The organism is Liquorilactobacillus sp. (assembly GCF_047719775.1).
GTDB lineage: Bacteria > Bacillota > Bacilli > Lactobacillales > Lactobacillaceae > Liquorilactobacillus.
Map to the genome: position 1 here is coordinate 1 of NZ_JBDNTS010000034.1, position 13,971 is coordinate 13,971.

Below are 13,971 nucleotides of genomic sequence, written 5' to 3' on the forward strand. Positions count from 1 at the left end.
TTAATTATGGCACAACTGTTCAGAAATTTATGTACCAAATACTAGGATAGGAGCATTATGAGTCAAGGTACTGTTTCAAAATATATTGCTTTTCTTGAAAAGAAATTTGGACCATTGGTAAAAAGAAATAATAATGGTGTCGTAGTAAATGAACAAGGAAAATTAGTTTTTGATTACTTTATAAAAATGCTTGATCAGGAATTCCAAATGAAATATGAATTACTTCAGATGGAGGAAGCTCATCCGACTATAACAATATCTACAATTCCATCAATCGTTAACTATCATATTTTTCAAGTGATTAAAGAATTTCAAAAGAAATACCCGGCTATAGAGGTCCGCTTTCAAGAATCCAGCATGCGTGATTGGGAAAAAGATATTTCTCCAGAGAAAATTGACTTTTTATTTTTCCATCAAATGAATGAGCGCATTAGTTTATTAAACTATGAAGCACTCGCTGGAGAGTTCGAAGAATTTGTAGTTGCGGTCAACAGGAATAACTCGCTATCAACTTATCCTGAATTGCATTTCAAAGATTTAGTGAATGAAAAATTTTTTTTATTGGACTGGAGTACAAAAAAAGTTGATCCTATTTTAAATGTCTTAAAAAAAGACTTTGCCGAATCTCAAATTTTATATATTGGTCAGAATTTGGATATGATTCTGTCATCGGTTTCTTCAAATATGGGAGTTTCTATTTTACTTAAACATATAATACCTGATAAAGAAACGCACCAACTAAAGTTAGTTCCTTTTAATGATTTAGAGGGCGGGAAAGTTGTACTAGTTAGACGACGTCAAATGGATCATTCAAGACCAGCTGATTTATTTTGGGAATTTGTAATGACTAATCAATTAATAAAAAAAGAATTCCATAATGGAATAGTTAGTTGATTATTAGATAGACATGAATAATTAATATTCAATTTAGTGCCTTGGTAACTCTATTTTTCAATTCATGGTTAAAATTTGGAAATAAAACAATTGCAAACAAAATGGAATTGGATTATAAAAATGTAATAAGAAATACAGAAATATTATAATTACTTTATTTTTGTTTTTCCAAATTTGAGAAAGAGGGTTTTCACCATGAATAAAGAAGAACAAAAAGTTGTTGCACAGGTAGATGATTTTTCATTAAGTCGTGTTCCAATGGATAAAAGACAACCATTGTGGCAGGTTCTAGCCATTCAAATTGGTGGGTTTGTTGCTTTAAGTCAATTCATGTTGGGAGCTGAACTTGGCTATGGCTTGGATTTTAAAACAGCAGTTATAGCAACAATTTTAGGTAGTGTCATTTTGGAGGTTATTGCGTTTTATTTAGGATTAGCGGGACAAAGAGAAGGGTTACCAACAAGTCTTTTGGCTAAGTGGGCAGGGTTTGGTACTGTTGGTTCTGCATTGGTGGGGGTTGCATTTGCAATTAGCCTTATCGGCTGGTTCGGTATCCAAAATTCAAATTTTGCTGCAGGCATTATTACTATTTCAGGTCAGCATTGGCCCTTTGGTGTGGTAGCAACTATAACAGGATTATTGGTTACACTTTCAGTTATTTTTGGATTTAAAGGTTTAGCTTGGACGACCGTTATTTCGCTACCTTTGTTCTTAGTGATGATAATCATGGCAACAGTCAATATGTTAGAAGGACACAGTTTAAGCACCCTAATTTCTATGTCTGCTCCCAGTGCAAAATTAACACTAACGACTGCTATTACTCTAGTCACAGGAAATTTTATCATCGGTGCTATCATAATGCCCGATATTACAAGGTTTGCTAAAACTGGGAAAGATGTTTTTTGGGTCACTGTTGTTGGTACAACAATTGGGGAATTAGGCGTAAATGTTTTAGGAGTCTTGATGGCTCATGCAACTGGAACAGAAGAAATTTTACCAATTATCTACGAGCTAACTGGCGGCTTAGGTATATTGTTGGTCATTACATCAACGTTAAAAATCAACGATATTAATTTATATTCAGCTAGCTTAGGATTTGTTAACTTCTTCAAACAGGTATTTAAAATTGATTTCAATCGTGGTGGCGTGACACTAGTTGTTGGAATTTTTGGGACCATAGCTTCAGTTCTGGGAATTATTGATAAATTTGCAGGATTTTTAACAATTTTAGGTATTGTTTTCCCCCCAATAGCCGCAATTATTTTTATTGATTATTATGTGTTGAAGAGAAGTCGGAAAATTTTGGATGAATCACGTCGGACAGGAACATTGCCAAGTTACACAGAAACCATGCATCCTGTAACGTTAGTAGCTTGGATTGCCGGAGCAGCTACGGGATATTTTGTGACATGGGGAGTACAGTCCTTTACAGTATTAATTGTATCAAGTGTTGTCTATTACGTCGGTATGAAAATATTTGATAAGAGATAAAACAAATTATTCTAAAATCTAGTAATACATTTCTTTAGAAATGAACCTCAGAAATAAACCACACATCGATTGTGCGATTATCAAAAATCTATTAATACAAAGTTAGAAGGCTTATTTATGACACAGATTAACATTGATGATATTAAACATATTGCAATAGGAGCATCTCTTTTAGGTGCTGGGGGTGGTGGAAATCCGTATGTGGGCACTTTAATGGCTATTTCAGCTGTTCGTGAGAAAGGGCCAGTTCAATTAATTGATCCAACTGACGTGCCGGAAGATGCTTTAGTAATTTCTGCTTCAATGGTGGGAGCACCAGCAGTTTCATTAGAAAAATTCCCCAATGGAAATGAATATGATAAAGCATTTCCTCTTTTAGAGGAAACATATGGGCAAAAAGTCTATGCTACTTATCCGATTGAGGCCGGTGGTATTAATTCTATGATTCCAATCATGGTCGCAGCTCGTCGAGGTCTTCCACTTGTTGATGTAGATGGTATGGGACGTGCATTTCCAGAGTTGCAGATGACAACCTTTGCGATAGCAGGTCATCCAGTTACACCAATAGTTATAACCGATGAACGCGGCAATAATGCATTAGTGAATACGATTGATGCCAAATGGGCCGAAAAAATTATTCGAACAATCACTGTTAAAATGGGAGCAACTTCATCAGTAGCGGGAGATGCGGTTCATGGTAAAGATTTAGTTGCAAATGGTGTGACAGGAATTATTAGTTTAAGTAAACAAATCGGTGAATTAATTGACAGTGCTAGTGATTTTGAAACGGTTGATGCTGCATTAACACAGCTATTGCAGATTACGAAGGGTTATAAGTTATTTACTGGAAAAATTACTGATATTAATCATACGACAAAAGATGGTTTCAATTTTGGCGAAGTGACAATAGAGGGATTTGGTGAATTTGAGCAGAGTTTTGGTTCTGTATCATTTCAAAATGAAAATATTATTTTTAAAGTGAGTGATCAGGTTTTGGCTACAGCCCCTGATTTAATAACTTTAGTAGATGTAGACACTTTAATTCCAGTTACAAATGAAGAATTACGTTACGGTAAGCGAGTCAACGTGCTAGGTCTACCTGCAAATTCAAAATGGAGAACAGAGGCTGGGATTGCGACCGTTGGGCCACGATACTTTGGTTACGACATAGATTACGTACCACTGGAGCAACTTGTAGAGAAGTATTCAAAGATGGGAGAATAAAAAAATGACTTATCAGATTGGGATTGACGTTGGAGGCACTAACACAGATGCCATTATCTTAGATGAAAGACATAAAGTGATTGCTGCTACCAAGCAACACACCACAAAAGACATTCAAACTGGGATTTCAAATGCACTACATGATGTATTGAATCAGTCTGGTGTCAATCTGGATCATATTACGGATGTTATGTTGGGAACAACTCAAGCAACTAATGCTATAGTAGAGAGAAAAAGTTTAGCGACAGTCGGTGTTATTCGTTTGGGTTATCCTGCAACTGCCTCTATTGTGCCATTCACAGAATGGCCAAGTGATATGGTTTCACTTTTATCTGGTACTTATCAGCTAGTCCATGGTGGTTATGAATTTGATGGCACTAATATTTCACCTATTGATTACAATGAAATTCGTAAAGTACTAAAAGATTTGAAAGGAAAAGTGGATTCGATTGCTATTGTTGGTGTTTTTTCCAGTTTAAACCCAGATCAAGAAGAAACTGTTAAAAAACTAGCAACTGAAATTCTAGGTAATGTGCCAATATCGATTTCATCGAAAATTGGTTCTCTTGGCTTAATTGCACGTGAAAATGCAACAATTTTAAACGCTTCATTATATAAAGTTATTAACAAAGTAGCAATTGGATTTGACAAAGCACTACAAGATGAAGGGGTAAAAAGTTGTAATAAATATCTTACTCAAAATGATGGTACCTTGATGACTTTGGATTACGCAAAACAATACCCAATATTAACTATTGGTTCTGGGCCGACAAATAGTATCCGCGGAGCTGCTTATTTAGCTAAAATCAAAGAGGCTCTTGTTTTGGATATCGGTGGTACAACATCTGACATTGGTGTTTTGGTTAATGGTTTTCCCCGAGAATCATCACTTGCAGTTAATGTCGGAGGAATCCAAACCAATTTTAGGATGCCCGATATTTTATCAGTTGGTCTTGGAGGAGGGTCTATTGTCAGGCAACTAGATAATGGAGATGTGACTGTTGGACCAGATTCTGTTGGATATAATATTACTCATGAATCACTGGTCTTTGGCGGTCAGACTATTACAGCGACAGATATTGCAGTAGCAATGGGCATAGCTAAAGTGGGAGATTCTACAAAAGTTAAGAAATTAGATAAACTTTTTATAAATAAAGCATTTAGAAAAATATCAACAATTTTGGAAGATGCCATTGATAAAATGAAAACCAGTGCAGAAAAAGTTGATTTAATTCTGGTCGGAGGTGGTGCTATTATTGCACCGGAGTACCTAAAGGGCATTGATCATATATTTAGAGATGAAAGGGGAGGTGTAGCAAATGCAATAGGTGCAACTATTGCACAAATTGGTGGTCAATATGAAAAAATATATCAGTATGCGCAATATAAGCGCATGGATGCGTTATATGATACACAAGAATTGGCAAAGAAACAGGCTATTCAAGCAGGAGCAAATCCTGAAAGTATTCATTTAGTAGATATTGAAGAAATGCCATTAGCTTATGCACCTGGTGAAACAACAAAGGTTAAGGTAAAAGTAGTAGGAGACTTCATGAAAAATTAGTGGTGGTCATGATAGTAATGAAGAATATGAATTCTTATATGTAATTAAAGGAACGATGAATGTACCGAAATACATGGACAACAAACAAGATATGGCTTAAATAAATTTTCTCGAAGAAAAAGCCTTTATTTTTTTATTTTTCTTTGAGGAGGTATTCTTTAGTAACAGATATATTATTTGGAAATTTTTTAGTAGCTATCAACCAAGTTATGCCTCGTTGAACTATTAATGACAAGCCTAAAAATGGCAAAAAACATAAAAACTGGCTCCAAAATGGCAAATTTAGATCTGGAATTAGAAAAGAATAAAGGAATTTCGCCACAAAATTTCAGTGAACGTTTTTCTTTCTTAAACTCTATAATCTTATAATGTAAAAAAATTAATTAAATGAGAATAAGATATTAATAACAGTTGATGGGCTTAGACAATGTTTTGATATTAGTAAAATAAAATTTGTATATTAGTTGCAATTACAAAAATAGCGAACAAGTTTGCTATTGGTAAAATTCCTAGCCAGACGAGAAATATTGACTTATAAAACATGTTTATCTGGAAAAAAACGGATCAAGTCAAAAAGATAATTTCTGACCTGATCCGTTTTTGTAAGCAATAAACTAAAAATAGCAGCAAGGTTTATGAATGTAAATGTAAATATTTATAAAACTTAAACACTAACTTGAAAATGACTTCTATGGCAAATCATTGCCTGCTGCCATGTAAATATCATACCATTCTTGCGCTGTCAACTCGACATCAGCACCTTTAGCACTGTCACGCAAATGCATTGGATTCATTGTACCTGCAATTACTTGCAACTTGGCAGGATGACGCAAAATCCAGGCAGTAGCAATCGCATTTTTAGACACATGGTATTTATCTCCTAATTTTTGCAGTTCGTCATTAACTTCCTGGTGATTAGGATCGTCGATAAAAGTTCCTTCAAATTGCCCATATTGGAATGGCGACCAAGCTTGAATAGTCATATTATGCAACCGTGAATATTCCAAGACGCCGCCATCATGGTCAATACTGCGTTTATCCAGCATATTAGTATGAATCCCGAAATCCACCGGTCCTGTATGCATTACACCAAATTGAAGCTGATTAATCAGTAGTTTTTGGTTAATACCTGACTGAATCAATTCAACTTGCAGCGGGTTCAGATTAGACACTCCAAAATGCCGAACTTTACCATCTCGTTGTAAAATATCAAAGGCCGTAGCAATTTCGGCGGGATCCATTAAAGCATCGGGACGATGCAATAAGAAACTATCCAAGTAATCGATCCCCATCCGCTGTAAAATTCCGTCAACAGTATTAATCAGATTTGCTTGCGAGAAATCATAACGGGTAATTTCCATATTACGATCAGGGTTGCAGTAAATTCCGCCCTTTGATTGGATATAGAAATCAGAACGCGTTAAAGAAGATTTCTTGAAGGCTTTACCGAAGATTTCTTCTGCCTTTCCCATGCCATAAACATTAGCAGAATCAATGAAATTAATTCCATCATTTTTAGTTTCTTCTAAAATTGTCACAGCCTCATCAACACTGAGTTTATCCATCCGCATGATTCCTAATGCAACAGCAGAAGCTTTAAATTCCGAGTTACCGATTTTTACTTGTTTCACAGTTAATTCCTCCTTATTAAGATAAAAAATAGGCTCTGTGCAGTTGATATTATCCTTAATATATAGTTAGCGCTATCATTTGTCACATTACCTCAAATAAAATAAATTTTACCACACTTCGTCGCAAAGATCAGCACTTGATCGAACTTGAACAAGGGGAAATCGGTCACTTTGAAATCGAAGCGGTTATTGGAAAAAGAAATGGGTCAAAGATTGCGTTACTAACATTGACTGAACAAAAAAACAGATTTGAGATTGTTCGAACACTTGATGCCAAATATACAGATTCTGTGAATCATGCTATTAAACAATGATACGAGAGTACGAAGTCTTTTTTCCCTAACATTATTTGAGTTGATAATTTGGGTATAGATTATCTATTTATTTTCAGTTGTTTTGGCTAATATTATTCTATTTAATGTCTTTAAACTATCTAAAATGGTCTCTTGTTGGTCATCAGTTATATCATTCAAAGTTTGTTTCATAGTTTTGATTCTAGCCGACTTAATATTATCGGAAAGCATTTCACCAGTAAGGCTTAATTTAATGAAATGGCTTCTGCTATCTGCCGCATTTACTATTGTATCAATAAGCTTAGCGTTCTCTAAACGTTGTAATTGTCGACTGATTGTGGAATGCGGTCTACCTGAAAACTTACTTAGTTTTTGAACCGTAGTTGGTTGCAGCTTTGAAATAGCAACAAATAAAGGAAACAACTTAAAATCCAAATTTATATTATTGCTTTCAAGTAAAAATTTATCATTTTCAGGTCGGTTAAAAAAAGTTACCAACTTTAATGCTTCAACATATAATTCTTGTATTTTTTTATTTTCCATATTTTTATTATAAACAAAAAACGTGCAAAATGCACATAATGTGGTATAGTAATTTAAGTGCATTTTGCACATAAATTGAAAGAGGTGCTTATTATGAAAGCAGCAATCGTTAAAAACAAAGGAATTTTACCTGTAGTTGAAGAAATTGATGCACCAGTACAATCTACTGAAAATGAATTAATTCTAACAGTTAAAGCCAGTGCCTTGACTATGGTTGGCAAGTCATCTTCTTTAGGAAGTCATTACTCTAGTCATGATGCATTTCCTAAAGTTGCTGGAATAGAGGGTGTTGGAGAAGATACTGATGGTGATAGGTTCTATTTTATTGGTTCACAAGGTTTATATGGAGCTTTAGCAGAACAAACACTTGTTAACAAAAATCGGACAGTAAAAATTCCAGAAAAATTGGATACGATAACGGCTGCAGCTATTGCTAATCCAGGTATGAGCTCATATGCCGCTCTAGTTTATCGTGCCAAAATTGCATCAAATGATGTTGTTTTAATTAATGGAGCAACGGGAACTGCTGGTATGTTAGCTGTAAAGATGGCTTATGCTTTAGGAGCAAAAAAGGTTATTGCTATTGGTAGAAATAAAGATGCCTTGGAACACTCTGGCGCAGACGAATACTTATCTTCATCTGATTATAGTAATAACGAACAAACTCAATATTTGGTTGATTTAGGAAAAATTATTACTGATGTCACAATCGTTTTAGACTATTTGTGGGGAGACACTGCTCAACAAATTATGCAAGCAATTTATCAGTTTGGTAATCACCAAATTGAAGTTCGTTATATTCAGATTGGTACACTTGTTGCACAAGAAATAATCGTACCTGGTGCATTACTAAGATCTACTAAATTGACTTTAATGGGATCAGGGTTGGGTTCAGTAGGTTCAAAGGAGTTGCTCTTATCAGCTGAAAAGGTATTTGAATTGGCCGTAACCAATCACTGGCATATTCCTAATACTACTTTTAGGTTAGAAGATATCAAAAAAGCTTGGGAAGCACCTAGTCATCCACGCCCAGTTATAATTATTTAATATATAAGTTGGGAGGTGAAAATATTGGAGGGAACAATATTAATAAGAAGAGCCTGTTTAAGTATTTTATTAATATTTTAGACTAGCTAAGTAATTTTTGATTGGTGGTACTGAAAGAAAAAATAGCAATACCATTGCAACTCAAACAACATTTTAATACAATTGGTTTAATTCAAATAATAACGAAAAGAGAAAGTTTCTCGATTAATAGAATTTGAATAAAGATTGAGATATTTTAAACTTTTTTATAAAAGTATATAATATTCATGCCGTCTTGAATTCTAGATTCCTTCCCGTCTATTATTTGATATCCAGCTTTTAGATATAAATGAACTAATTTTTTCTCTTGTTTTATTGTATCAAGCACCCAGGTTTTAATATCTGGAAACTTTTTTTCGATTTGAATTAAAGATTTTTGCGCTAGTCCTTGATTTTGAAATTCGGGTAAAATTAAAATAGGTGATATTTTCGCTGTATTTTCTTTATTATCCAATAAAATTCTAATAATCCCAACATTTTTCTTTTTTTGTTGAATAAAAAAATAATAACTATTTTTTAATGATAATTTGTTCTCAATGACTTCTTTAGGCTCTTTGTATGGGCTAGTTGTATCATCGTGATATTTTTCGTATAATTTTTTAAAACTTTTTCTATACATTGTCACTATTTCTTCAAGATTCTGTACTGTAGCTTGTTTAAAAGATATTTGAATACACATTTGAATTACCTCCTTAGGGCTAATATACACTATAAATTTATTACAAGATTAATAATTATTAACAATCATCCAAGATCTTCATTCGAAGAAAATCATTGCCCATTGTTTTTCAAAAAACATGACCGTAGATTTATGCCTACAAACTTTGAAGGCAGCTTGTGGAACTCAGAAAATATCTAAGGAAAATTTGATTCTTCATTCAGATATGGGTTCTCAATACACCAGCAATACGTTTAACGAAGCCCTTAAACAGCTTGGAATCAAACATTCTTACAGTCGCAAAGGCTGTCCTTATGACAACGCAACTATTGAATCTTTTTCATGCATCCTTGAAAAAAGAAGAGGTCTATTTACACACTTATAAAAATTTCGAAAGCGCAAAAATAACGCTATTTCAGTACATTGAGGGTTTTTACAACAATCATCGCATTCACAGTAGTTTGAATTATTTGACACCGAATATGTTTGAGCAACGACAATTCACTGCTTAATTTTCAGCCAAAACAATGAATTAATTCGTAATCAATTGCTTCAACAATTCTACTAAAAGGTGTCTAAAAACTTGACTCAGATCCATTTAAAAATGTATGTAATAATTAGGATAAGAAATTGTGAGTACTTTTATTGATTATGATAGTTTTTAATTGCATCTCTAGTAAGGAATTGTTTTCTTCAGATGTTAGAATAGATTTAGGAGTCACAAAAGTAAGGAGAAATTTCAAAATGGAAAATATATTAGTAACTTCTTATTTAGCGGGAATAGAAGAACAATTCATCGAGTTTATATCTAAGAAAGAAATTACTAGCAAAGAAATTCTTTTTATTCCTACAGCAGGTAATGTAGAAAATTATACAGGATATATTGATGATGGGATAAAATTATTAGAAAGGTTAGGCTATACACTAAATATTTTTGATATATCCAATGAGAGTCAAAAGAAATGTTATCAGGAAATAGCAAATGCAAAAATTATATACATTTCAGGTGGAAATACTTTTTATTTACTTCAAGAAATTAAAAAGAAAAATCTTGTTCCATTACTAAAAGAAAAACTTAATAATGATTGCCTATATATTGGTGAATCTGCTGGAGGAATAATCTTAGCGGAAGATATCGAATATAATAAAATCATGGATAGCACTTCTTTAGCACCTGAATTAAAAGATTACAGTGGTCTAGGTATAGTAGATTTCTATCCGTTACCTCATTATATAGAAGAACCTTTTACCGAAACAGTACAGCAAACATTTAGAAAATACCACAAAAAAATAAAATTGATTCCCATTAATAACAAACAAGCTATATTTGTTGATGATGGTAAGATAAGTATTATATAAGCGTGCAATGATTATCCAGTGATTTTTGGCAAGTGTAGCAAAAAAGGTTTAATTGGATACAAAGTTGCTGATCAAGTCTCAAGTTCCAATGATATTGTTTATGGTACTTATTTCCTATGTATTTTTTCAAGGTTTCAAGGTAACTAGTAAAATTGAGGATTGACCCAGCTATAATTTCAAAGAAATGGTGGGTATTCATAAAAGTCAAAGATGTTTAAAAGTTGCTTAAAATGATAAAAATAATTTTTATTTTTTAAAAGAAAGCGCTTGCGTTTTTTGGGATATATGTTATATTATTGGTGTAGGGGATTATGGCGGATGCTGTAATCAAAGTTTCATCAAAAGAAACAAGTACTCTGATGAAACAAAAATAGCTGCCGCAAGGTGGTTAGAAAAGAGGCCAGAGTTTGAAAATCCCTTATAATAGGCAGTCCAGTAGTTAATTGATAAAGTTGCTGATGATTTTAAAGTGATTTAAAGTTGTTGCTACGGAATTGGTTAAATTAAAAGAAAAAGTGATGTGCCAAAAGCAGAAACTTTATCTTACTGGGCTGTTTTAATTTGTCTATTAATAATAATCTACATGGGGCCAAGTCAAAAGTTAATTTTTGACTTGGCTTTTTTTCTACGTTCAGTCAAGCACTAATCTTTTATTTTTTGAATCTTTGAATTAATGATTAAGGGATATTTTGATAGTTTAACTTATTTTAGGATCGTAGCTTTTTGTCCTAAAATTTAAGTATAAGAAAACAATCGCAAAATATTGCTTAAAAAGAATTGCGGAAAGAGTTACTCTATACAGTTGAGAGTAAATTAACTCTCAATGTGTTTCTGAATCTAATCTGTTTTATTGGCATAAATATCAGTGGAGAAGTTCAAAACGTGTAACTGAAGTGAAGATTAAATAAAAAAAGAGCTGATGAATAAAAAACTGAGGAGAAAAGGATTTACAGTTCAATTCAATGGTAAAGTTAATCAATCTAGTAGTTGAAAATGATGCTATTCCCAATGGTCGCTACGTTGATGCTGGGATTCGAGTTACTGGTGACAATATTATTTTAGAAGAAAGAGGAGAAGTCATAAAACCGAAAACAACCCCATTAATAATTCTATAAAAAAGTATAGAAATAAATAACATTCTAAGGTAAATCGTGATAATATTTTTATTATAAAAACTGTGAAAGGGAGGATTAAACTAATGGAAAATATATTAAAAGAGCTGGAAGAACAATTGCTTTTTTATCGAAAAGAAGATTTTAACACACTGCTCGCTGAAAACTATAAAGAAATTGGAGTATCAGGGAAAATTTACAATAAAGCAATGGAAATGAACTATGTAAATAGTCATCAAGCTTTATCAGAAACAAGGCTCACTATTTTTGATTTTTCTAGTCAAAAAATAGAGGAAGACTTGATTATGAATTCCTTCAAAACAACTGATAAAAAAACAAATGCATCTGCTTTTAGAACGTCATTTTGGAAAAAACAAGCTAAGGGTAATTGGCAAATCTTTTTTCATCAAGGCACATCTATAAGCGAGGAGGGGCTGATAAATTAAAAATTGAAGAGAAAAGGGTGAAACAAAAAGAAAAGCAGCAAACCGATTTACGTGTTCGATACAACTAAAGAAATAAATTCTTTAAGTAAAACCAGCACTTTCTATCAAATGGACCATGTACATAGTTTTAATGAAGATTTGCAATATTTTATTAAATTCATTATACAAAATGTCTAAATAATAGATGTTATTGAGACTCTAATGATTAAAACGGAACTAACTTGACTGAAGATGTAGAGAACGGTAAAGTAGGAAGAAAGTTAAAGATTAGTTGATTGGTCTTATGTATGGGTAGCGAACAAGGTATTTATAGAAAAGAGAGAACTTCTATTGAAAAGAACAACAGAGACTGAGCTTACAAATATGTGTATCATTGAAAATAGTAATAAAATTCTTGTTATGGATAAAATAGATTCTGAGTTTGATAATAGTATTACTTTTCCTGGAGGGCATGTAGAGGCAAACGAATCAATTCAAGATTCTGTGATTCGAGAAGTAAAAGAGGAGACGGGAATTGACATAAAGGAACCTCAACTAGTAGGATTAGTAAACTTTAATTTAAATACTCGAGCTAAAGAACTCATTTTTATTTATGAAGTTGAATATAATTCAAATGTTTCGAACACAATTATAAAACAAACATATGAAGGCAAAGCCTACTGGATTAATAAGGAACAGCTTAAACTTCATAAATTAAATAATGTAGTCCATACTGTCTACAACTCTTGGCTTAAGGGCGAAACAAAAGAAATTTACTTTAACAGTAAGGGATATTAAATCCGCTAAAATTGATTTAACTTGCCAAAACCTAATTCAATCAAATACCACTCCTAGAAAAAAAAGTATCCAAAGAAAAAAACAGATTATTACTAAACAGATTTTAGATGATAAATGGTCACCGCAAATAATTGCTGAAACTCACAAAGAATTGAAATTGAGTCGCAATACAATTTATAACTGGATTTATCGCGGTATGATTCCTGGTGTTTCTGAAGCCAGCTTACGCTACCGCCATAAGAGACCGCAACGTGTGGCTGAAATGAGTGCTAAAGAAAAGAGGGCGGCTGAATTAAAAACTGAGAAGAAAAGGGTGAAACAAAAAGAAAAACAGCTTGTTCGTCCGCTTAAGCATTCAATCGAAGAACGTTCTGTAGGCGTTGATAAACGCAAAGTTTTTGGTCATTGGGAAGTTGACTGTGTTTTACCAAAAATGGGCTATAAACAAGTCTTTGTGACGTTTTGTGAACGGAAAACTCGTTATTATATTGTTTTAAAAGCCGAATCACAAACTGGAAAAGCCGTTTGTAAGGTCTTGGATCAATTTGGTTATAAATGAAATTTAAGACGTTCTAAAAATACTAATAAATACTGAATCAGTCAAATTCATTGAAATAAATCGCTAAATTAATAGCTTTAGGCATGAAAATCAAAAATAAGTCGTCAAAATTCAATCAGTAAAGCTAGTTGTTTTTGCTGATTACAATTTTCAACGACTTATTTTACAAATTTTTGCACCCTTTTTTGATTTTTATTTTCTTTTCCAAATTTATTTTTGCTATTAAAACATTGTTTTATCGGTATTTAAGCTAATTAATAAGCAAATAGGGTGGTTGCAGTATTTGACAATCTATATTCATTTCTTTATTCTATCTAGTTTACATAATATATAT

General features: G+C 32.8%; 16 protein-coding genes. 13 read left to right on the forward strand and 3 right to left on the reverse strand.

Annotated features, from left to right (window positions below):
• Positions 1 to 57 precede the first annotated feature (57 nt).
• The 4 genes from ABF682_RS11435 (at position 58) to ABF682_RS11450 (ending at position 5,173) form a co-directional block, all read left to right on the forward strand.
• Positions 58 to 894: a LysR family transcriptional regulator gene (locus ABF682_RS11435; RefSeq protein ID WP_415619872.1), complete on the forward strand. Its 837-nt coding sequence runs from the start codon at positions 58 to 60 to the stop codon at positions 892 to 894.
• A 195-nt stretch (positions 895 to 1,089) separates the two neighbouring features.
• Positions 1,090 to 2,385, forward strand: coding sequence for a purine-cytosine permease family protein (locus ABF682_RS11440; protein ID WP_415619873.1), 1,296 nt, complete (start codon positions 1,090 to 1,092; stop codon positions 2,383 to 2,385).
• A 117-nt stretch (positions 2,386 to 2,502) separates the two neighbouring features.
• Complete coding sequence (locus ABF682_RS11445) at positions 2,503 to 3,609, forward strand: DUF917 domain-containing protein (RefSeq protein ID WP_415619874.1); 1,107 nt, start codon at positions 2,503 to 2,505, stop codon at positions 3,607 to 3,609.
• 4 nt (positions 3,610 to 3,613) lie between these two features.
• Positions 3,614 to 5,173, forward strand: coding sequence for a hydantoinase/oxoprolinase N-terminal domain-containing protein (locus tag ABF682_RS11450; protein WP_415619875.1), 1,560 nt, complete (start codon positions 3,614 to 3,616; stop codon positions 5,171 to 5,173).
• Positions 5,174 to 5,862: 689 nt separating this feature from the next.
• Here the strand turns inward: ABF682_RS11450 and ABF682_RS11455 are convergent.
• On the reverse strand, positions 5,863 to 6,804 hold the full coding sequence (locus ABF682_RS11455) for an aldo/keto reductase (protein ID WP_415619876.1): 942 nt from the start codon (positions 6,802 to 6,804) through the stop codon (positions 5,863 to 5,865).
• 137 nt (positions 6,805 to 6,941) lie between these two features.
• On the opposite strand from ABF682_RS11455, the gene ABF682_RS11460 reads away from it, so the two are divergent.
• Positions 6,942 to 7,118, forward strand: a complete 177-nt coding sequence (locus tag ABF682_RS11460; RefSeq protein WP_415619877.1) for a hypothetical protein — start codon at positions 6,942 to 6,944, stop codon at positions 7,116 to 7,118.
• A gap of 63 nt (positions 7,119 to 7,181) precedes the next feature.
• On the opposite strand, the gene ABF682_RS11465 is transcribed toward ABF682_RS11460, so the two are convergent.
• The gene (locus ABF682_RS11465) at positions 7,182 to 7,640 is read right to left on the reverse strand and encodes a MarR family winged helix-turn-helix transcriptional regulator (protein ID WP_415619878.1); all 459 of its coding nucleotides are present in this window, start codon (positions 7,638 to 7,640) and stop codon (positions 7,182 to 7,184) included.
• 93 nt (positions 7,641 to 7,733) lie between these two features.
• Between ABF682_RS11465 and ABF682_RS11470 the strand changes: the two genes are divergently transcribed.
• A complete protein-coding gene (locus ABF682_RS11470; RefSeq protein WP_415619879.1) occupies positions 7,734 to 8,687 on the forward strand; it encodes a zinc-binding alcohol dehydrogenase family protein in 954 nt (317 codons plus the stop codon).
• A 235-nt stretch (positions 8,688 to 8,922) separates the two neighbouring features.
• Here ABF682_RS11470 and ABF682_RS11475 read toward each other — a convergent pair whose 3' ends face one another.
• On the reverse strand, positions 8,923 to 9,405 hold the full coding sequence (locus ABF682_RS11475) for a GNAT family N-acetyltransferase (RefSeq protein WP_415619880.1): 483 nt from the start codon (positions 9,403 to 9,405) through the stop codon (positions 8,923 to 8,925).
• A gap of 67 nt (positions 9,406 to 9,472) precedes the next feature.
• Here ABF682_RS11475 and ABF682_RS11480 point away from each other — a divergent pair, with 67 nt between their 5' ends.
• The 7 genes from ABF682_RS11480 (at position 9,473) to ABF682_RS11510 (ending at position 13,637) form a co-directional block, all read left to right on the forward strand.
• Complete coding sequence (locus ABF682_RS11480) at positions 9,473 to 9,769, forward strand: transposase (protein WP_415619886.1); 297 nt, start codon at positions 9,473 to 9,475, stop codon at positions 9,767 to 9,769.
• The gene (locus tag ABF682_RS11485) at positions 9,699 to 9,896 is read left to right on the forward strand and encodes an IS3 family transposase (protein ID WP_415619881.1); all 198 of its coding nucleotides are present in this window, start codon (positions 9,699 to 9,701) and stop codon (positions 9,894 to 9,896) included. The genes ABF682_RS11480 and ABF682_RS11485 overlap by 71 nt, the downstream gene beginning before the upstream one ends.
• Before the next feature lie 232 nt (positions 9,897 to 10,128).
• Positions 10,129 to 10,743: a Type 1 glutamine amidotransferase-like domain-containing protein gene (locus ABF682_RS11490; RefSeq protein ID WP_415619882.1), complete on the forward strand. Its 615-nt coding sequence runs from the start codon at positions 10,129 to 10,131 to the stop codon at positions 10,741 to 10,743.
• A 962-nt stretch (positions 10,744 to 11,705) separates the two neighbouring features.
• On the forward strand, positions 11,706 to 11,858 hold the full coding sequence (locus ABF682_RS11495) for a hypothetical protein (protein ID WP_415619883.1): 153 nt from the start codon (positions 11,706 to 11,708) through the stop codon (positions 11,856 to 11,858).
• Positions 11,859 to 11,941: 83 nt separating this feature from the next.
• Positions 11,942 to 12,301 (forward strand): DUF4440 domain-containing protein, encoded by a 360-nt coding sequence (locus tag ABF682_RS11500; protein WP_415619884.1) that lies wholly within the window; start codon positions 11,942 to 11,944, stop codon positions 12,299 to 12,301.
• A 330-nt stretch (positions 12,302 to 12,631) separates the two neighbouring features.
• On the forward strand, positions 12,632 to 13,078 hold the full coding sequence (locus ABF682_RS11505; RefSeq protein WP_415619885.1) for an NUDIX domain-containing protein: 447 nt from the start codon (positions 12,632 to 12,634) through the stop codon (positions 13,076 to 13,078).
• Between the two features lie 67 nt (positions 13,079 to 13,145).
• A complete protein-coding gene (locus ABF682_RS11510; protein WP_415619887.1) occupies positions 13,146 to 13,637 on the forward strand; it encodes an IS30 family transposase in 492 nt (163 codons plus the stop codon).
• Positions 13,638 to 13,971: the final 334 nt, after the last annotated feature.

Bases quoted from the DNA above. Each gene is read 5' to 3' on its own strand.
- ABF682_RS11495 (WP_415619883.1), top strand. From the start codon at position 11,706: ATGGTAAAGTTAATCAATCTAGTAGTTGAAAATGATGCTATTCCCAAT.
- ABF682_RS11450 (WP_415619875.1), top strand. From the start codon at position 3,614: ATGACTTATCAGATTGGGATTGACGTTGGAGGCACTAACACAGATGCC.
- ABF682_RS11435 (WP_415619872.1), top strand. From the start codon at position 58: ATGAGTCAAGGTACTGTTTCAAAATATATTGCTTTTCTTGAAAAGAAA.
- ABF682_RS11440 (WP_415619873.1), top strand. From the start codon at position 1,090: ATGAATAAAGAAGAACAAAAAGTTGTTGCACAGGTAGATGATTTTTCA.
- ABF682_RS11465 (WP_415619878.1), bottom strand. From the start codon at position 7,640: ATGGAAAATAAAAAAATACAAGAATTATATGTTGAAGCATTAAAGTTG.
- ABF682_RS11470 (WP_415619879.1), top strand. From the start codon at position 7,734: ATGAAAGCAGCAATCGTTAAAAACAAAGGAATTTTACCTGTAGTTGAA.
- ABF682_RS11485 (WP_415619881.1), top strand. From the start codon at position 9,699: ATGACAACGCAACTATTGAATCTTTTTCATGCATCCTTGAAAAAAGAA.
- ABF682_RS11490 (WP_415619882.1), top strand. From the start codon at position 10,129: ATGGAAAATATATTAGTAACTTCTTATTTAGCGGGAATAGAAGAACAA.
- ABF682_RS11445 (WP_415619874.1), top strand. From the start codon at position 2,503: ATGACACAGATTAACATTGATGATATTAAACATATTGCAATAGGAGCA.
- ABF682_RS11500 (WP_415619884.1), top strand. From the start codon at position 11,942: ATGGAAAATATATTAAAAGAGCTGGAAGAACAATTGCTTTTTTATCGA.
- ABF682_RS11475 (WP_415619880.1), bottom strand. From the start codon at position 9,405: ATGTGTATTCAAATATCTTTTAAACAAGCTACAGTACAGAATCTTGAA.